The 18,765-nt window shown below is 67.3% G+C and carries 14 protein-coding genes; 9 read left to right on the top strand and 5 right to left on the bottom strand.

Annotated elements, in window-relative coordinates; translation table 11 throughout:
- Positions 1 to 45 precede the first annotated feature (45 nt).
- Complete coding sequence (uvrA, locus tag KPB06_RS04660) at positions 46 to 2,931, bottom strand: excinuclease ABC subunit UvrA (protein WP_089465155.1); 2,886 nt, start codon at positions 2,929 to 2,931, stop codon at positions 46 to 48.
- A gap of 264 nt (positions 2,932 to 3,195) precedes the next feature.
- On the opposite strand from uvrA, the gene KPB06_RS04655 reads away from it, so the two are divergent.
- The 9 genes from KPB06_RS04655 to KPB06_RS04615 all read left to right on the top strand — a co-directional run bounded on the left by KPB06_RS04655 (position 3,196) and on the right by KPB06_RS04615 (position 15,816).
- Positions 3,196 to 4,389 (top strand): MFS transporter, encoded by a 1,194-nt coding sequence (locus KPB06_RS04655; protein WP_059575675.1) that lies wholly within the window; start codon positions 3,196 to 3,198, stop codon positions 4,387 to 4,389.
- 98 nt (positions 4,390 to 4,487) lie between these two features.
- On the top strand, positions 4,488 to 5,042 hold the full coding sequence (locus KPB06_RS04650; RefSeq protein ID WP_059575676.1) for a single-stranded DNA-binding protein: 555 nt from the start codon (positions 4,488 to 4,490) through the stop codon (positions 5,040 to 5,042).
- Between the two features lie 590 nt (positions 5,043 to 5,632).
- Complete coding sequence (locus tag KPB06_RS04645) at positions 5,633 to 7,321, top strand: ShlB/FhaC/HecB family hemolysin secretion/activation protein (protein WP_275905555.1); 1,689 nt, start codon at positions 5,633 to 5,635, stop codon at positions 7,319 to 7,321.
- Positions 7,322 to 7,383: 62 nt separating this feature from the next.
- Positions 7,384 to 10,836 (top strand): two-partner secretion domain-containing protein, encoded by a 3,453-nt coding sequence (locus KPB06_RS04640; RefSeq protein ID WP_275905556.1) that lies wholly within the window; start codon positions 7,384 to 7,386, stop codon positions 10,834 to 10,836.
- 346 nt (positions 10,837 to 11,182) lie between these two features.
- Positions 11,183 to 11,947: a ParA family protein gene (locus KPB06_RS04635; RefSeq protein ID WP_059642606.1), complete on the top strand. Its 765-nt coding sequence runs from the start codon at positions 11,183 to 11,185 to the stop codon at positions 11,945 to 11,947.
- Between the two features lie 499 nt (positions 11,948 to 12,446).
- Positions 12,447 to 13,031 (top strand): TIGR01841 family phasin, encoded by a 585-nt coding sequence (phaP, locus tag KPB06_RS04630; RefSeq protein WP_059575684.1) that lies wholly within the window; start codon positions 12,447 to 12,449, stop codon positions 13,029 to 13,031.
- A 299-nt stretch (positions 13,032 to 13,330) separates the two neighbouring features.
- On the top strand, positions 13,331 to 14,512 hold the full coding sequence (locus tag KPB06_RS04625) for an acetyl-CoA C-acetyltransferase (RefSeq protein WP_060966968.1): 1,182 nt from the start codon (positions 13,331 to 13,333) through the stop codon (positions 14,510 to 14,512).
- Between the two features lie 218 nt (positions 14,513 to 14,730).
- Positions 14,731 to 15,474, top strand: a complete 744-nt coding sequence (phbB, locus tag KPB06_RS04620) for an acetoacetyl-CoA reductase (protein ID WP_059580714.1) — start codon at positions 14,731 to 14,733, stop codon at positions 15,472 to 15,474.
- Between the two features lie 108 nt (positions 15,475 to 15,582).
- Positions 15,583 to 15,816 carry a hypothetical protein gene (locus KPB06_RS04615; RefSeq protein ID WP_059580718.1) on the top strand — a complete coding sequence of 78 codons (234 nt, stop codon included), beginning with the start codon at positions 15,583 to 15,585 and terminating at the stop codon, positions 15,814 to 15,816.
- Between the two features lie 58 nt (positions 15,817 to 15,874).
- Here the strand turns inward: KPB06_RS04615 and KPB06_RS04610 are convergent, their stop codons facing one another.
- Genes KPB06_RS04610 through KPB06_RS04595 form a run of 4 tightly spaced genes read right to left on the bottom strand, consistent with a single transcriptional unit; the run spans position 15,875 to position 18,739 of the window.
- Positions 15,875 to 16,204, bottom strand: coding sequence for a hypothetical protein (locus KPB06_RS04610; RefSeq protein WP_089465150.1), 330 nt, complete (start codon positions 16,202 to 16,204; stop codon positions 15,875 to 15,877).
- Positions 16,201 to 16,704: a hotdog family protein gene (locus KPB06_RS04605; RefSeq protein ID WP_275905557.1), complete on the bottom strand. Its 504-nt coding sequence runs from the start codon at positions 16,702 to 16,704 to the stop codon at positions 16,201 to 16,203. Before KPB06_RS04605 ends, KPB06_RS04610 begins: the two co-directional genes overlap by 4 nt.
- The gene (locus KPB06_RS04600) at positions 16,701 to 17,519 is read right to left on the bottom strand and encodes a beta-ketoacyl synthase chain length factor (RefSeq protein ID WP_275905558.1); all 819 of its coding nucleotides are present in this window, start codon (positions 17,517 to 17,519) and stop codon (positions 16,701 to 16,703) included. The genes KPB06_RS04605 and KPB06_RS04600 overlap by 4 nt, the downstream gene beginning before the upstream one ends.
- 8 nt (positions 17,520 to 17,527) lie before the next feature.
- Entirely contained in the window at positions 17,528 to 18,739 is a 1,212-nt protein-coding gene (locus tag KPB06_RS04595; RefSeq protein WP_275905559.1) for a beta-ketoacyl-[acyl-carrier-protein] synthase family protein, read from the bottom strand.
- Positions 18,740 to 18,765 lie beyond the last annotated feature (26 nt).

Raw genomic sequence — 18,765 nt, 5'->3', positions numbered from 1 at the left:
GGCGCGCGGCCGGGCGGCCGCGCGCGGGAACGGCGGAACGGGGCGTCAGCCGGCCGCGACCTTGCGGGTGGGACGCTTCAGCAGCGGCGCGAGGTACTTGCCGGTGAAGCTCGCCTTCGTCTTCGCGACCTGCTCGGGCGAGCCCTGCGCGATGATCTGGCCGCCGCCGGCGCCGCCTTCGGGGCCGAGGTCGATCACCCAGTCGGCGGTCTTGATCACGTCGAGGTTGTGCTCGATGATCACGACCGTGTTGCCCTGGTCGCGCAGCCGGTGAATCACTTCCAGCAGCAGCGCGATGTCGTGGAAGTGCAGGCCGGTGGTCGGTTCGTCGAGGATGTACAGCGTGCGGCCGGTGTCGCGCTTCGACAGCTCCAGCGACAGCTTCACGCGCTGCGCCTCGCCGCCCGACAGCGTCGTGGCCGACTGGCCGAGGCGGATGTAGCCGAGGCCGACGTCGAGCAGCGTCTTCAGCTTGCGCGCGATGACGGGCACCGCGCTGAAGAACTCGTACGCGTGCTCGACCGTCATGTCGAGCACTTCGCTGATGTTCTTGCCCTTGTACTGCACTTCGAGCGTTTCGCGGTTGTAGCGCTTGCCGTGGCACACGTCGCACGGCACGTAGACGTCCGGCAAAAAGTGCATCTCGACCTTCAGCACGCCGTCGCCCTGGCACGATTCGCAGCGGCCGCCCTTCACGTTGAACGAGAAGCGGCCCGGATCGTAGCCGCGCTCCTTCGACGTCGGCACGCCCGAGAACAGCTCGCGGATCGGCGTGAACAGGCCCGTGTAGGTGGCCGGGTTCGAGCGCGGCGTGCGGCCGATCGGCGACTGGTCGACGTTGATCACCTTGTCGAAGTGCTCGAGGCCCTCGATCGCCTCGTGCGGCGCCGGCTCGGCGGCCGAGCCGTACAGGTGGCGCGCGACCGCGTGATACAGCGTGTCGTTGATCAGCGTCGACTTGCCGGAGCCCGATACGCCGGTGATGCAGGTCAGGAGGCCGACCGGCAGATCGAGATCGACGTGCTTCAGGTTGTTGCCGTGCGCGTCGACGATGCGCAGCATCCGCTCCGGATCGGGCGCGAGCCGCTCGTCCGGGTACTCGATCACGCGCTTGCCGACGAGGTACTGGCCCGTCAGCGACTGCGGGTTCGACTGCACCTGCTTCGGCGTGCCTTCGGCGACCACCACGCCGCCGTGCTCGCCGGCGCCGGGGCCCATGTCGACGACGTAGTCGGCCGTGCGGATCATGTCCTCGTCGTGCTCGACGACGATCACCGAGTTGCCGAGGTCGCGCAGATGCTTGAGCGTCGCGATCAGGCGGTCGTTGTCGCGCTGGTGCAGGCCGATCGACGGCTCGTCGAGCACGTACATCACGCCCGTGAGGCCCGAGCCGATCTGCGACGCGAGCCGGATGCGCTGCGCCTCGCCGCCCGACAAGGTCTCGGCGCTGCGCTCGAGCGACAGGTAGTCGAGCCCGACGTTGTTCAGGAACGTCAGGCGCGCGACGATTTCCTTGATCACCTTGTCGGCGATCTCGCGCTTCGCGCCGTCGAGCGTCAGCCCGTCGAAATAGCCGAGCGCGTCGCGCAGCGGCCAGCCGCTGATCTCATAGATGCCGCGCGCATGGTCGCCGGTGCCGATCCGCACGTGGCGCGCCTCGCGGCGCAGGCGCGTGCCGTCGCACGACGGGCACGGCTGGTTGTTCTGGTACTTCGACAGCTCTTCGCGCACCGCGACCGAATCGGTCTCGCGGTAGCGGCGCTCGAGGTTCGGGATGATCCCTTCGAACACGTGCTCGCGGATCGTCGTGCGGCCGCGCTCGTTGATGTACGAGAACGGGATCGTCTGCTTGCCCGAGCCGAACAGCAGCACCTTGCGGATCTTTTCGGGAAGATCCTCGAACGCGGCGTCGATGTCGAATTCGTAGAACGCCGCGAGGCTCTGCAGCATCTGGAAGTAGAACTGGTTGCGGCGGTCCCAGCCCTTCACCGCGCCGGCGGCAAGCGACAGCGACGGGTGCGCGACGACCCGCTTCGGGTCGAAGAACGTGATCTGGCCGAGGCCGTCGCATTCCGGGCACGCGCCCATCGGGTTGTTGAACGAGAACAGGCGCGGCTCGAGTTCCTGCAGCGAGTACGAGCAGATCGGGCACGCGAACTTCGAGCTGAACAGGTGCTCCTTGTCGGTATCCATCTCGAGCGCGATCGCGCGGCCGTCGGCGAGGCGCAGCGCGGTTTCGAACGATTCGGCGAGCCGCTGCTTCATGTCCGGGCGCACCTTCAGGCGATCGACGACGACGTCGATCGTGTGCTTGTCGTTCTTCTTCAGCTTCGGCAGCGACTCGACCTCGTAGATCTTCGCGGCGCCTTCGTTCGCGGCGCCGCCGCCCGAGCGCACGCGAAAGCGCACGAAGCCCTGCGCCTGCATGTCCTCGAACAGCTCGACATGCTCGCCCTTGCGATCCGCGACGACGGGCGCGAGGATCATCAGCTTGGTTTCCTCGGGCAGCGCGAGCGCCGCGTCGACCATCTGCGACACGCTCTGCGCCTCGAGCGGGATGTCGTGATCGGGGCAGTACGGTGTACCGACACGTGCGTACAAAAGTCGCAGGTAGTCGTGGATTTCCGTGACCGTGCCGACGGTCGAACGCGGGTTGTGGGACGTCGCCTTCTGCTCGATCGAGATCGCCGGCGACAGCCCCTCGATCAGGTCGACGTCGGGTTTCTCCATCAGCTGCAGGAACTGGCGGGCATAGGCGGACAGGCTCTCGACGTAGCGGCGCTGGCCCTCGGCATAAAGGGTGTCGAACGCGAGCGACGACTTGCCCGACCCGGACAACCCGGTAATCACGACCAGCTTGTGGCGCGGCAGGTCGAGATTGACGTTTTTCAGGTTGTGGGTGCGTGCCCCACGGATACGGATCTGTTCCATGAACCTGGCGAAAATGGAGGAAACCAAACCTGCTACTATAACGGCTTTTCGAGACCGTCGTTTACGGCCCCCAGCCCTTGCGGCAGGTGGCAGCAAGGCGACACCTGCGCCGGGGAAAGCGGTCGCGCCGCACGGTTCCGGGCGGCCCGCAGGCCATCCGCATCCGGCCCCGACGTGTCGCCCGAAAGGCCGCCAGGCCGCCGGCCCTGATCTTCCGCCGCCCGCTGCCGGGCGGACATTCCGATCATTCGAAATTCATTCCCGATGTCCAATCCGTCTGCCACGTCTTCCCGCATGACTGCGCCCGAACTGCGCGCGACCACGTCGCTCGCGGCGATCTTCGCGTTGCGCATGCTCGGCCTGTTCATGATCATGCCGGTGTTTTCGGTCTACGCGAAAACCATCCCGGGCGGCGACAACGTGCTGCTCGTCGGGATCGCGCTCGGGGCCTACGGCGTCACGCAGTCGCTGTTCTACATCTTCTACGGCTGGGCGTCCGACAAGTTCGGCCGCAAGCCGGTGATCGCCGCGGGCCTCGTGATCTTCGCGCTCGGCAGCTTCGTCGCCGCGTTCGCGCACGACATCACGTGGATCATCGTCGGCCGCGTGATCCAGGGCATGGGCGCCGTGTCGTCGGCGGTGCTCGCGTTCATCGCCGACCTGACCTCCGAGCAGAACCGCACGAAGGCGATGGCGATGGTCGGCGGCTCGATCGGCGTGTCGTTCGCGGTCGCGATCGTCGGCGCGCCGATCGTGTTCCACTGGGTCGGGATGAGCGGGCTGTTCGCGATCGTCGGCGTGCTGTCGATCCTCGCGATCGGCGTCGTGCTGTGGATCGTGCCCGATGCGGCGAAGCCCGTGCACGTGCCGGCGCCGTTCGCCGAGGTGCTGCACAACGTCGAGCTGCTGCGCCTGAACTTCGGCGTGCTGGTGCTGCATGCGACGCAGACGGCGCTGTTCCTCGTCGTGCCGCGCCTGCTGGTCGACGGCGGGCTGCCGGTCGCCGCGCACTGGAAGGTGTACCTGCCGGTGATGGGGCTCGCGTTCGTGATGATGGTGCCGGCGATCATCGTCGCGGAAAAACGGGGCAAGATGAAGCCGGTGCTGCTCGGCGGCATTCTGGCTATCCTCATCGGTCAATTGCTGCTGGGCAGCGCGCCGCATACCATCCTGATTGTGGCGGCGATTCTTTTCGTCTACTTCCTCGGGTTCAACATCCTGGAAGCGTCGCAGCCGTCGCTCGTGTCGAAGCTCGCGCCGGGTTCGCGCAAGGGCGCGGCCACGGGCGTCTACAACACCACGCAGTCGATCGGGCTCGCGCTCGGCGGCATCGTGGGCGGCTGGCTGCTGAAGCACGGCGGCGCGAACACCGTGTTCTACACGTGTTCGGGGCTCGTGGCCGCGTGGCTTATAATCGCGGCCAATATGAAAGCGCCGCCGCGCAAGGCCGGAACCTGATTGTCGGGTGGGCGCCGGCGGCGTTCGCCGGCTCCCCCCGGCGGGCTGCTCCGACGGCTGTCGCGGGCGGCCCGGCATCGAATTTACTGGAGAAACACATGGCATCCGTCAACAAGGTCATCCTCGTCGGCAACCTCGGCGCCGATCCTGAAGTCCGTTACCTGCCGAGCGGCGACGCGGTTGCGAACATCCGCCTCGCGACGACCGACCGCTACAAGGACAAGGCAAGCGGCGATTTCAAGGAAATGACCGAGTGGCATCGCGTCGCGTTCTTTGGCCGTCTGGCGGAAATCGTCAGCGAATACCTGAAGAAGGGGTCGTCGGTCTATATCGAAGGCCGCATCCGCACGCGCAAGTGGCAGGGCCAGGACGGCCAGGACCGTTACTCGACCGAAATCGTCGCCGAACAGATGCAGATGCTCGGCGGCCGCGGCGGTTCGGGCGGCGGCGGTGGCGGCGGTGACGAAGGCGGTTATGGCGGCGGCTACGGCGGTGGCGGCGGCGGTCGCGGCGAGCAGATGGAGCGCGGCGGTGGCGGCGGCGGTCGTGCCGGCGGCGCGGCGCGCGGCGGTGCAAGTGGCGGCGGCCAGAGCCGTCCGAGCGCGCCGGCAGGCGGCGGCTTCGACGAGATGGACGACGATATTCCGTTCTGAGATCTCGCAACCAAACGCTGTAAAGATCGACCCCGCCTTTTGGCGGGGTTTTTTTTAGCCTTTTTAGCCCATGGCGGATCAAATCTGATTCGATTTTCTGCGGCGATTTTTATTTTGCTTCGGGAACATTCGCCCCGAATAGCGGCGGCAGGTAGCGCTTTCGCGCTGGGCCACGTCTCCGGCTGATCAATTGTCCGGACGGCCTGTACGCGGTCCGCATTCCTTCACTTTCGCATGCCCGATCGACGCTAGAGGACCTTGTTGCGCCAGTATCGTTAGGACACCGTCTGATTCCGACGGCCGGGGCGGACATGTCGGTGATGGAATCGGGCGGCGGCAGTCGACAAGAAAGCCGAATGATGTGCAGTTTTTTCGGGGAGTATTAGGAATTTATCGAAGGATTTCGTTTTTATAGAAATAAATCGTACTTGTATTATTTATCTTGATAGGACTGAAAATTATGATTCGGTAGCGAATGCAAATGGTGGTTTACCGAATTGATAATGGATCGTTACGGCCGAGGCTTCTGGTATTTTCTTGCGACCCGGCATCCAGGCGTCACGCATCATCGAGACGCACGGCCAGCGGTGGTGCGCGCGCCCGTTGCCGGCCTCGGCGGCGGTGTTCCATACGCGCTGGGCTGTTGCGCGGCGATGGGGCTGTTCCTGCCCGGTGTCGCGTTTTCGCAGTTGCCGAACGCGGGCCAGTCGATGCGCGAAATCGAATCCGTGCGCCCGGCGCTCCCGGCCGCGTCGGCGCCCGAGTTGAGCATCGAGCGTACGGAGCAGGCCGCACCCGCGCCTGAGGGCGTCGATGCGGGGCCGCGCGTGACGGTCCGCGCGTTCGCGATCGGCGGCAATCGGGTGTTCACGTCGGCGCAGCTCGAGCCGCTCCTCCAGGACCTGACCGGGCGGGAGCTGAGTTTTGGCGAGTTGCAGGCGGCTGCGGCTCGCATCACTTCCTACTACCGCGAGCATGGCTACGTGCTCGCGCGCGCCTATCTGCCGCGTCAGGACATCGACGACGGCGTCGTCCGGATCGACGTGCTGGAAGGCCGCTACGATCGGATCGAACTCCATAACCGCTCGCGCGTGCTGGACGGCGTGGTGCGCCAGCCGCTGTCCGCGCTGCGTCCGGGCGAGGCGGTGCGCGGCGCCGATCTGGCGCGCAGCCTGCTGCTCGTCGGTGACCTGCCCGGCGTCGACGCCAAGGGCACGTTGCGCTCGGGGCGCACGCAGGGCTCGACCGATCTGGTGATCGACGCCGATCCGGGGCCGATCGCGACGGGAACGCTGGAGGCGGACAACTACGGCAACCTGTCGACGGGGCGCTACCGGCTTACCGGCAGCATCGCGGTCAATTCGCCGCTGCGCATCGGCGATCGGCTCACGTTGCGCGGCATGGGAAGCGACACGCTGCAGCGCTACTACAGCGCGTCGTACCAGTTGCCGGTCGGGCCGTGGTCGACGCGCGTCGGCGTCGGCTACTCGAATCTGCATTCGAAGGTCGGCGAAGGCTTCGAGGAACTCGATCTTCACAGCCGCGCCAACATCCAGAGCGCATTTGTCGTTCAGCCGCTGCTGCGCGGCCGCGCGTTCAACCTGAACGCGCAACTCCAATACGAGAACAAGAACCTTCACGACGACTATCGCGCGTTCCAGATACAGGACGACAAGAACGTCGGTCTATGGACTTTCACGCTGAGCGGCAACGGCGACGACGCATTGCTCGGCGGCGGCACCACCGCCTTCTCCGTTTCGGCCGGCGCGGGCCGCCTGCGCACGGCCGACGTGCTTGGCGCGCAGGGGTTCGTCAAGACGCGCGGCACCTTCAAGAAACTCGGCGTCAGCGTGATGCGCCTGCAGGCGCTTGGCTCGCGTTTCCAGTTCTACACACAGTTCAGCGGCCAACTGTCGTCGGGCAATCTCGACGCGTCCGAGCAGTTCAGCCTCGGCGGCCCGTACGGCGTGCGCGCCTACACGCTCGGCTCGGGCAGCGGCGATCAGGGGTGGCAGGCGAGCGCGGAATTGCGGTATGCGGTGGCGCCCGGCTGGCGGGTCAGCACGTTCGTCGACGCCGGCCGGGTCGGCATCAACAAGCATCGCGTGTTCAAGGACACCAACATCATCCGCATGCAGGCCGCGGGATTCGGCGCGGGCTGGTACGGGAAGGGGCATCAAGTCACGGTGGCGGCCGCCTGGCCGTTCGCCTCAAGCGAAGGGCTGGCGTCGTCCGCCGGCTCGCCGCGAATCTGGTTTCAGGCGACTCAGTATTTCTGAGCGTCTGGACGAGCGCCTGCATGACGCAGGGTTTGGCAGTCAATACAACAAGGAAACCAAAGATGAACAAGGCTTATGCATTGGTCTGGAATCAAGCGAACGGATGCTGGAGCGTGGCGGGCGAGAACGCGCGTCGGCGCGGCAAGGCGGGCGGCCGCCGTGTAATCGCGGCGGCCGTGTCGCTGCTGGGCTTCGCGGCGTCGAGCGCATATGCGCTGCCCACGGGCGCCGAGATCGTGTCGGGCAAGGGCGACTTCGCGACGTCGGCCGACAACAAGACGATGTCGATCAACCAGCATACGGACAAGCTGATCACGAACTGGCAGGACTTCAGCGTCGCCGGCGGCGAGCGCGTGTCGTTCAATCAGCCGACGAGCCAGTCGCTGGCGCTGAACCGGGTGGTCGGTGCGAACGGCAGCAACATCGAAGGCCGCATCGATGCGAACGGCAAGGTGTTCCTGGTGAACCCGAACGGGGTGCTGTTCGGATCGGGCGCGCAAGTGAACGTCGGTGGCCTCGTGGCGTCGACGCGCGACATCTCGGACAAGGATTTCCTGAACGGCAACTTCCGCTTCAACGGTAAGTCGGCAGGCCAGGTGGTGAACCAGGGCACGATCACGGCGGCGGACGGCGGCGGTGTCGCGCTGCTGGGCGCGCAGGTAACGAACAACGGCGTGATCCGGGCGCAGATGGGCACGGTCGCGCTGGGCGCGGGCAATGACGTGAAGGTGAACTTCGACGGCAGCAAGCTGCTGAGCCTCGAGGTGAACGGCGCGGCGGTGGACGCGCTGGTGAGCAACGGCGGCCTGCTGAAGGCCGACGGCGGCCAGGTGCTGATGTCGGCACGGTCGGCGAACAGCCTGCTGGGCACGGTGGTGAACAACAGCGGGACGATCGAGGCGAAGGGGCTGAACAACGTCGCGGGCCGGATCACGCTGGACGGTGGCGACGGCGCGGTGCACGTGGCCGGGACGCTGGACGCGAGCACGCTGGCGGGCGCGGAAGGTCACGGCGCCGTGGTGACGAAGGGTGCCGCGGTGCGCGTGGCGGACACGACGACGGTCGACACGCGCGGGCACGATGGTGTGGCGGGCAAGTGGACGATCGAGTCGGCGAATGCCGGCGTGGGTCGGAGCGCCGCGTCGCGCGCGCTCGTGATCGGCGGCCAGCAGGTCGGCGGTTCGGGCGGTTCGGATGCCGCGATCGGCGCGGATACGCTGGCGCGCAATCTCGGCACGACCAACGTCGAACTCGCTCGCACGACCGGCACGCTGAAGGTGGACGCGCCGGTTACCTGGAGCAGCGACAACGGGCTGACGCTGACGTCGCGTCAAGGCGACGTGGAACTGCACGGGCCGGTGACGGCGACGGGCGACGACGCGGGCGTCACGGTGAACGCGGCGAAGCAGATTCGCGTGAACGACAAGCTGACGCTCGATGGCCGCAACGCGAAGCTGGAACTGAATCCGGGTAGCGGTCTCGCGGTGAACGGCGACGGCGTCGTCACGCTGTCGGGTGCGAATGCGTCGTACCGTTCGAACGGCGACGCGTATCGCGTGATCAACAGCGTCGATCAACTGCGTTCGATCGACAACGACCTGTCGGGCCGCTACGTGCTCGGCAGCGCAATCGACGGCGGTGGCCGCCAGTTCCGGAGCATCGGCAACGACCGCACGTTCTTCGGCAAGTTCGACGGCCTGGGCAACACGATCAGCAACGTATCGGTGTACGGCACCGGCCCGTTCATCGGCCTGTTCTCGGTGAACGCCGGCTACATCGGCAACCTGAAGCTCGCGTCGGTGAACGTGACGGGCGCGCGATCGTACACGGGCAACGGGCCGGCGATGATCGGCAGCCTCGCGGGCGTGAATACGGACACCGGCGTCATCTCCAACGTGAAGGCGACGAACGTGGTCGTGAACGGCGGGACGTCGCGCATGCAGGTGCTGGGCGGTCTCGTCGGCACGAACCTGGGCGGCGACATCGATCGGTCGTCGGTCACCGGGCGCATTGCAGGCAGCTGGGCCACGTTGTCGATGGGCGGGCTCGTCGGCGAAAACTACACGATCCTGGGCCGTCCGGACAAGCTCGGCACGATCAGCAACAGCTCGGCCAATACGACCATTTCGGGCGGGATCGCGGATCAGAGCTGGTTCTACGGCGGCGTGGGCGGTCTGGCCGGCATCAACCGCGGCGGCGTGATCTCGAATTCGAGCAGCACGGGAAGCATCACGCTGGCGCAGACCAATGCGAAGGTGGGCGGTCTGGTCGGCGTGAACAGCGTGAACGGTGACGTCGGCACGGGTGCGATCCAGAATTCGTCGTCGAGCGTCAACGTTGCCGTCAGCGGCCGTAACAGCAGCATCGGTGGCCTGGTGGGCGACAACGACGTCGGCACGAGCATCGCGAACTCGTCGGCGAGCGGCACCGTTCGCGGCGCCGGTAATTCCGCGATCGGTGGTCTCATCGGCGTGAACCGCGGTTCGCTCGCGAATGTGTCGGCGAGCGGCGCGGTCAACGGCACCGCGTCCGGTTCCACGATCGGCGGCCTCATCGGCCGGCATCTTCTCGGCACGGTCGCCAATGGAACGGCGACGGGCAATGTCTCGGGCGTCGGCTCGGCCGCGATCGGCGGTCTCGTCGGCGTGAACGAAAGCGTCCTCACGAACGGGACGGCAACGGGCAACGTGACCGACAAGTCGGCTGCCCTTATCGGTGGCCTCGTGGGTCAAAACAAGGGGCAAATCACGGTGGGGATCGCCCGCGGCGACGTCACCAGCGGCGGAGCCAGCCATGTCGGTGGTCTGGTCGGCAATAACGACAAGGGCACGATTTCCGGTTCGGAGGCTTACGGCCAGGTGACGGGCGGCGCTTTCAGCCTCGCGGGCGGCCTCGTCGGCATCAACGGCGGCACCATCGCAAATAGCAAGGCGTCAGGCAAGGTGGTGGCGGGCGCTTCCGCGAGCGTCGGCGGTCTGGTCGGCAAGAACGCGAACGGTGACATTTCGAACAGCAAGGCGATCGGCGTGGTGGAGGGCGGCAACTCCGCTTACGCCGGCGGCCTGGTCGGCCACAACGACGGTCGAGTGTCGAACTCGGAAGCGTCCGGCGCGGTGACTGCCGGCACGAGTAGCGCCGTAGGCGGTCTCGTCGGAATGGGCAATGTGGCGGGTAGCGTTGCGAATAGCAAGGCGACCGGCGACGTGACGGGCGGCGATTATGCGAGCGTCGGCGGTCTGGTCGGCACTAACGGCCACCTCGTGTCGAGCTCGGAATCGTCGGGTACGGTGAGTGGCGGTAGGGGTGCGCGTCTCGGCGGTCTCGTCGGCTATAACGTGGCCACGGTGAAGGGCTCGACGACGAGCAGCCGCATCAACTATGTGTCCGGGTATGACCAGGCTTACGGTGGTCTGGCGGGCTTGAACTACGGACATATCGAGTCGAGCGTGGCAACCGGCGCGGCAGCCGCGGTGCAACAGATCGGTGCTGGCCGTCGCGTCATCGCGTCCCGGTAAGCGCACCGGTCTCGATGCGGGGGGCGGGCTTTTCGCCAGCCACCCGCGAAGCTGACCGTCGCTTGTCGTAGTCACTGAAGGCGGGGCATCGGAGTGATCCGGTGCCCCGCCTTCGTCGTTCATCGGCGCGACTCAATCGGGCCGGCGTGGCCGCGTGCCCGCCCGTCTGTGTGGGTCGTGCAACCATCGGGGGCGGGTGGCAGCGGATGCGTCCGCGGCCGGCGCACATCGATGCACGCAGGGGGCTCGGCGATTCGCCGCACCATCCCGATGCACGTCGCGATACGGCAGCCAACCTGTCTCGGGTATGCTGGTGTCTTCCGTTGGCTTCGATCGAGAGGGGACTATGCGGCGTGTCGTGTTCAACCAGAAGGGCGGCGTGGGCAAATCGACGATCGTCTGCAACCTGGCGGCGATCAGCGCGAGCGAAGGGTTGCGCACGCTCGTCATCGATCTCGATGCGCAGGCGAACTCGACGCGCTACCTGCTCGGCGACGCCGCGGCCGATGCGCAACCGGGCGTCGCCGGCTTCTTCGAAACCGCGCTGACCTTCAACTTCCGTCCGATCGACGTCGCGTCGTTCATCCACGCGACCCCGTTCGACGGGCTCGACGTGATGCCCGCGCATCCGGATCTCGACACGCTGCACGGCAAGCTCGAATCGCGCTACAAGATCTACAAGCTGCGCGACGCGCTGAACGAGCTCGACATGTACGACGCCGTATACATCGACACGCCGCCCGCGCTGAATTTCTATACGCGCTCGGCGCTGATCGCGGTCGAGCGCTGCCTGATCCCGTTCGACTGCGACGATTTCTCGCGCCGCGCGCTGTACACGCTGCTCGAGAACGTGAAGGAAATCCAGCAGGACCACAACGCGGCGCTCGAGGTTGAGGGGATCGTCATCAACCAGTTCCAGCCGCGCGCGAGCCTGCCGCAACGGCTGGTCGACGAACTCGTCGACGAAGGGCTGCCGGTGCTCGCGTCGCGGCTGTCCGCATCGGTGAAGATCCGCGAGTCGCATCAGCAGTCGATGCCGGTGATCCATCTCGAGCCGACGCACAAGCTCGCGCAGGAGTTCCGCGCGCTGCATCGCGAACTGGCCGGCTGATCTCGCGCGTGACCGCATCGACCGAGGCCGCTTCGAGCGGCCTTTTTTTGTCGCGACCGGCAATTCGTCCGATTATTTATTTCGTCATTAATAATCAAGAAAACGATTTCACAAGAAATCCAGAAAAAATATGACATAAATGGTTGCTCCATTTTCAATGGTGCCCGGTTTTCTAATAAGCGGAATAATGAATTGGCAAATATTGCGCCACGTCATGATGCGCTATGCTGCAAAAGGTAAAAATGCGTCGCCGGCCGGTGAGGAGCGCTGTCTTGTCTGAGATTTCGGCGCGCCCGCAGCTTCGGCGGACGGTTCAAAGGGTAATAAGGGTTTACACCTATCATTAATGCCATTTAATTGACAATTAATCGATCTAGAATGACTTCCCTCTACCGCCCGTTCCCAAACAGGTGACGGGTTTCAATAAGGAAGCAGCTGTTTACCCGAGCTTCCATTTTTCTTTACGTCGTCTCTCGCATAGCCAACAGGAGCGTGCCCGATGTCCGTATTTGCCCCCGAAAAACTCACCGCCGATTATCAGTCCGGTATCGCCGCGTGGTTTGCAATCGCCCGTCCGGCGATCCACGGTTTCGAGGCTGTCGTCGAACTCAACCTGCAAGCGGCCCGGACGGCGCTCGAGGACTACGAGGACAAGCTGAAGAACGCGTTCACCGGCAGCAACCCGGCCGCGGGCTTCGCGCAGCAGGTCGCCGCGCCGCAGGAAGCGGCCGGCAAGGTCGCGTCGTACGGCCGCCATCTGTTCGAGATCGCGGTGTCGACGCAGTCCGAATGGGCGAAGGTCGCCCAGGCGCAGTACGAGCAGAACGACAAGCGCCTGAAGGACGTGCTCGGCGAGCTGTCGAAGCATGCGCCGGCCGGCTCGGCGCCGGTGGTGGCCGCGCTGAATTCGGCGCTGTCCGCGGCGAGCGCCGCGGCCGACTCCGTGCGTGAAGCCACGGGGCAGGCGATCGAAGCGGCGAAGAGCGGCTTCGATGTGGTCAGCGAAACGGCCACGCGCGGCGCGAAGCAGACGGCGGCCGCCGCACGCAAGGACGCAGCGGCCGCGCGCGAATCGGCTGCGTGACGGCCCGAACGGGCCCGAACGAGCACGAACGCGCATGAATGCGTGTCGCGCGCAGGCGCGACACGATTGATTGGCGCCGGCGCCGCGTGTGCCACGCGGGGCTGGCGAGCTTCGGCTCGCCGCAAGACGCCCGTGCACGGTTGCCCGTGTCACGGTGCGAACGGATGTCGCCCGCCGTATGGCGTACGGCGGCGTGTGGCCGCGATCGCGCCGGATGGCCCGACACGCGTCATCGCCGTGTACAGCACGCCTCGAGCGGGCGTCAGAACGACACACTGATTTCGATGCAGGAACTGAACATGACGGACGTAGTGATCGTATCGGCCGCGCGGACCGCGGTCGGCAAATTCGGCGGCTCGCTGGCGAAGGTGGCCGCGCCTGAACTGGGCGCGACGGTGATCCGCGCGGTGCTGGAGCGTGCGGGCGTGAAGCCCGAGCAGGTCAGCGAAGTGATCATGGGCCAGGTGCTGACGGCCGGCTCCGGGCAGAACCCGGCGCGGCAGTCGCTGATCAAGGCGGGGCTGCCGAGCGCCGTGCCGGGCATGACGATCAACAAGGTGTGCGGCTCGGGCCTGAAGGCCGTGATGCTGGCGGCGAACGCGATCGTCGCGGGCGACGCGGACATCGTGATCGCGGGTGGCCAGGAGAACATGAGCGCGGCGCCGCACGTGCTGCCGGGCTCGCGCGACGGCTTCCGGATGGGCGACGCGAAGCTGGTCGACACGATGATCGTCGACGGCCTGTGGGATGTGTACAACCAGTACCACATGGGCATCACGGCGGAGAACGTCGCGAAGGAATACGGGATCACGCGCGAGGAGCAGGACGCATTCGCGGCGCTGTCGCAGAACAAGGCGGAAGCCGCGCAGAAGGCCGGGCGCTTCGACGACGAGATCGTGCCGGTGTCGATCCCGCAACGCAAGGGCGAGCCGCTGCAGTTCGCGACCGACGAATTCGTGCGTCACGGCGTGACGGCCGAATCGCTGGCCGGGCTGAAGCCGGCGTTCGCGAAGGACGGCTCGGTGACGGCGGCGAACGCGTCGGGGCTGAACGACGGCGCGGCGGCCGTGCTGGTGATGTCGGCGCAGAAGGCGGCGGCGCTGGGCCTGACGCCGCTGGCGCGGATCAAGGCGTACGCGAACGCGGGCGTGGATCCGAGCGTGATGGGCATGGGTCCGGTGCCGGCCTCGCGCCGGTGCTTGGAGCGTGCGGGGTGGACGCCGGGCGACCTGGACCTGATGGAGATCAACGAGGCGTTCGCGGCGCAGGCGCTGGCGGTGCACAAGCAGATGGGCTGGGACACGTCGAAGGTGAACGTGAACGGCGGGGCGATCGCGATCGGCCACCCGATCGGCGCGTCGGGCTGCCGGATCCTGGTGACGCTGCTGCACGAGATGGCCAAGCGCGATGCGAAGCGCGGGCTGGCGTCGCTGTGCATCGGCGGCGGGATGGGCGTCGCGCTCGCGGTCGAGCGTGTCTGAGTGGTGATTGACGGCACGGTTCGCTCGCGGCGCGCGCCAGCGCCGCGGGTGAGCCGCGCGGGTTTCGCGCAAGACGGGAAATCGACAATAAGCGCGAGGTACCGATGCGTGCCGCGCCGCGACGCGGGGCGGCCGTGCATCGAAGCGGTGGGGCGGCAGCAGGTGCGAGGCCGTCGCCCCGTCTTTCATCGATTACTTTTTTGTCGGTAATTCATAGTATGACTAAGCGAATCGCAGTTGTGACAGGTGGGATGGGCGGTCTCGGCGAAGCGGTCAGCATCCGGTTGAACGACGCGGGCCACCGGGTCGTCGTCACGTATTCGCCGAACAACGCCGGCGCGGACCGCTGGCTGACCGAGATGCATGCGGCCGGTCGCACGTTCCTTGCGTACCCGGTGGACGTGGCCGATCACGACTCGTGCCGGGAATGCATCGAGACGATCGTGCGGGACGTCGGCCCGGTCGACATTCTCGTGAACAACGCGGGCATCACGCGCGACATGACGCTGCGCAAGCTCGACAAGGTCAACTGGGATGCGGTGATCCGCACGAACCTCGACTCCGTGTTCAACATGACGAAGCCGGTCTGCGACGGCATGGTCGAGCGCGGCTGGGGCCGCATCGTCAACATCTCGTCGGTGAACGGCTCGAAGGGTTCGGTCGGCCAGACCAACTACGCGGCCGCGAAGGCCGGCATGCACGGCTTCACGAAATCGCTCGCGCTCGAGGTCGCGCGCAAGGGCGTGACGGTGAACACGGTGTCGCCGGGCTACCTCGCGACGAAGATGGTCACCGCGATCCCGCAGGACATCCTCGACGCGAAGATCCTCCCGCAGATTCCGGTGGGTCGGCTCGGCAAGCCCGAGGAAGTCGCGGCGCTGGTGGCGTACCTGTGCTCGGAGGAGGCCGGCTTCGTGACGGGCTCCAACATCGCGATCAACGGCGGTCAGCACATGCACTGACGCGCGGCGGCCCGCACGGCGTTCGCGCGCGTGGGGGCAGCGTTGCGCGCCATCCCGTGCCGGAGCGACGGCAGGCGCGCCGCTTCGGCCTCGCATTCCGGAGGACGCATGGGAGACACCTGGATGGGACTCGTGATCGGCGGCTCGGCACTGGCCGTCGCGCTGACGATGGCGATTTCGCTCTACCGGCTCGAGCGGCGCCGCGCGCGGCTGTTGCGGAATTTCGATCATCGCGATTGCGGGCTCGCGGCGTACGGCAAGTGCTTCGCGCGCAGGCCGGCCAGGCCGCTGCGCCGCGCACGTTGGCCGTCGCGCCGACGCGTTGCGATCGATGATCGATGAGCGGTCGATCGGCGGTCACGTCCCGCGCGCATGCCGTCCGCGACGCGTGGGCGCGGGATCAGTCGTTCCTTTCGCCCTTCCCGGCCGATTCGCCCGAGTCGTTCTTGTGGAAGATCCGCTTCGTCGTGCGCTTGGTGGCTTCCCAGCCTTCGCGCGACGCATGGGCGACGCCGTGTCCGACCGCCTTCGCGGCGCTCGCGGTCGCGTGGCCGAAGCTGCGCGCCGCTTCGCCGGTCTTGTGCGCGGCTTCCTTCGAATCGCGCTTGATGTCCTGCTTCACTTCCGACAGGTCCGCGTGGGCGAGCGGGCTGAGCAGCGCCAGAACGAGCGCGGCGCCAATGAACTGACGAACTTTCACGACCGGGTTCCTTGAGGTAAGCCTCGTCATCGAGGATTCGGGTTGCCGGCAGGCGCCGGTTGAAACGCGCCGGTGGCCGATGCGTCGAGCATCACCGCCGCGCGGCCGGACAGCAGCACGCGCTCGCCGCAGCGCAGCGCGAAGCCGTACAGCACCGAGCGGCCGTCGCCGCTCAAGCGTTGCGCGTCCACGGTGAGCGGCTGCGCGAAGATGTCGAGCCGGTCGACGAACGCGTCGACGTTGCGCACGCTTGCGAGATAGCCGGCGCGCGGGCGTGCATCGTGTGCACCGAGCAGCGCGCCATGCACGGCCATCGCCTGCGCCGCGTATTCGATGCCGCAGACCGACGCGAGCCGCCCATGCGCGCGCAGCGGGTTGTGCGGATCGCGGTGGCTCGTCGCGGTGCAGCGGATGCGTTCGGCATCCCACGCATCGACCGAATCGAGCACGCACATCGCGCCGGCGTGCGGAATGTGCGCGGCAATCCACGCGTGGTCGAGCGGCGGGGCCGGTGCGGCGTTTGCGTTCATCGCGCGCGCTCCGCGAAGGTCCCGGGCATCGCGACGTCGACCTGCACGCGCGTATCGTCCAGATAGTCGAGCACGACGCGCGTCGTACGTTGCGTGGCGAGCGCCTCGAGCAGCGGCAGCACGCGCGCGGCCGGATTGCCGGTGCGCAGTGCGTCGAGCCCGGCGTGCGCGAGCGCCGTGGCGGGTGCGTCGGTGAGTTGGACGTCGATACGGGCGAGCGCGCGCTCGCTGGCTTCCGGCGCCAACACGAGCGCGACGCCGAACGCGTCGCCGATCGGCCGCACCGCGCGCAGCGGTTCCGGATAGTCGGTGTCGTACGCGATCAGCAGGCTCGGCACGCGATCGACGACGACCTGGCACAGGCTTTCGAGCAGGCCGGCGGCAAAGCTGCCGTCGTGCGCGCACAGCACGTTCGACGTCGCCATCGCGCGGGTCGCGATGCTCCAGTAGCCGGCCGGCGCGTTGTGCACCGAGTTGTGGAAGCGGGTCGGCGACAACTGGCGATCGTCGCCGGCCAGCGTTTCGCAGATCGCGTGGCAGTTCTGGCCGTCGCCGCCGGATGCGCTGAACACGGTCGCGAGCGTCGCGGCGTCGCGGCCGCTCGCGGCCACCGCTTCGTGGCCGACCGCGAGCGCGGCGCGCACGACGGGGCCCGTGCGACGCCGCTCGGCAGACGGCAGGCCGGCGGGCGGCGGCAGCTCGGTGCGGGCAGGCACGTAGGACGCGCGGCCCGCGAGCACGTCGGCCGCGTGCGGCCAGCCGTTCAATCCCGGGCCGACGAGGCCGATGCTTTCGATGAAGGCGGTGAGCGTCATGGCGGGCCTCAACGGCGGTCGTGATCGGCGCGGCCGAGGATCAGGCTGCAGTTCGTGCCGCCGAAGCCGAACGAATTGGAGAGGACGGCGCGCACGCGCGTGTCGCGGCTCGCGAGCACGTAATCGGCGACGAGCGCCGGGTCGGGCTGCGTCGTGTTGACGCCGGCCGGCACGAATTGCTCGCGCAGCGCGAGCGCGGCGACGATCGCTTCCAGCGCGCCGGCCGCGCCGAGCGTGTGGCCGGTCGCGCCCTTCGTCGAGCTGCACGGCGTGCGCGTGAACAACGCGCCGACCGCGCGGCTTTCCGCTGCGTCGTTGCTTGGCGTCGCGGTGCCGTGCAGGTTCACGTAGTCGATATCGTGCGCGCCGAGGCCGGCGGACGCGAGCGCCTGTTCGATCGCGGCGCGCGCGCCGAGCCCTTCCGGATGCGGCGACGACATATGGTGCGCGTCGCTCGATTCGCCGATGCCGAGCAGCAGGATCGCGTCGCCGTCGAGCGCGGCAGGCGCGGCCGGGGCGCGTTCGACGAGCGCGAACGCGGCGGCCTCACCGATCGAGATGCCGTCGCGCGCGACGTCGAACGGCCGGCACGGCTGGCGCGACAGCAGTTCCAGCGAATTGAAGCCGTACAGCGTGGTCAGGCACAGCGAATCGACGCCGCCGACGACGGCCGCGTCGATCAGCCCGGCCTCGATCATGCGGCGCGCGGAGCCGAACACCTTCGCGCCCGACGAGCACGCGGACGAGATCGCCATCGCCGGCCCGCGCAGCGCGAAATACGCGCGCACGAACGCGGCCGGCGAATACGGGTTGTGCGTGTGCGCATAGCGGAAGTCGGCCGGCAACGCGCCGCTCGTCGGGTCGCGGCGCCGGTACGCGCGTTCGGTTTCGAGGATGCCGGCCGTGCTCGTGCCGACGAACACGCCCACGCGTGCGGCGCCGTAGCGCGCGACCGCCGCCGCGACGCGCGCATCGAAGCCGTCCTGCGTCAGGCCGAGTTGCGCGAGGCGGTTGTTGCGGCACTCGAAGTCGGCGAGATCGGCGCGTACGGGCCGCGCATCGACGCCGTCCACCGCGCCGATCCACGTGTCGAGATCCGCACGCTCGAAGTTGCACGGCACGAGCCCGCCGCGGGCGTGGCGCAGTGCATCGAGGGTCGCGTCGAGGCCGCGGCCGATGCAGCTGGTGGCGGTGAAGTGCGAGAGCAGGAGAGGGTTCACGAGAGTCGCATCCGGTGGCCGGAACG

This window comes from Burkholderia semiarida (assembly GCF_029268935.1).
Classification (GTDB): Bacteria; Pseudomonadota; Gammaproteobacteria; order Burkholderiales; family Burkholderiaceae; genus Burkholderia; species Burkholderia semiarida.
This window is presented reverse-complemented; position numbering and strand designations above follow the sequence as displayed.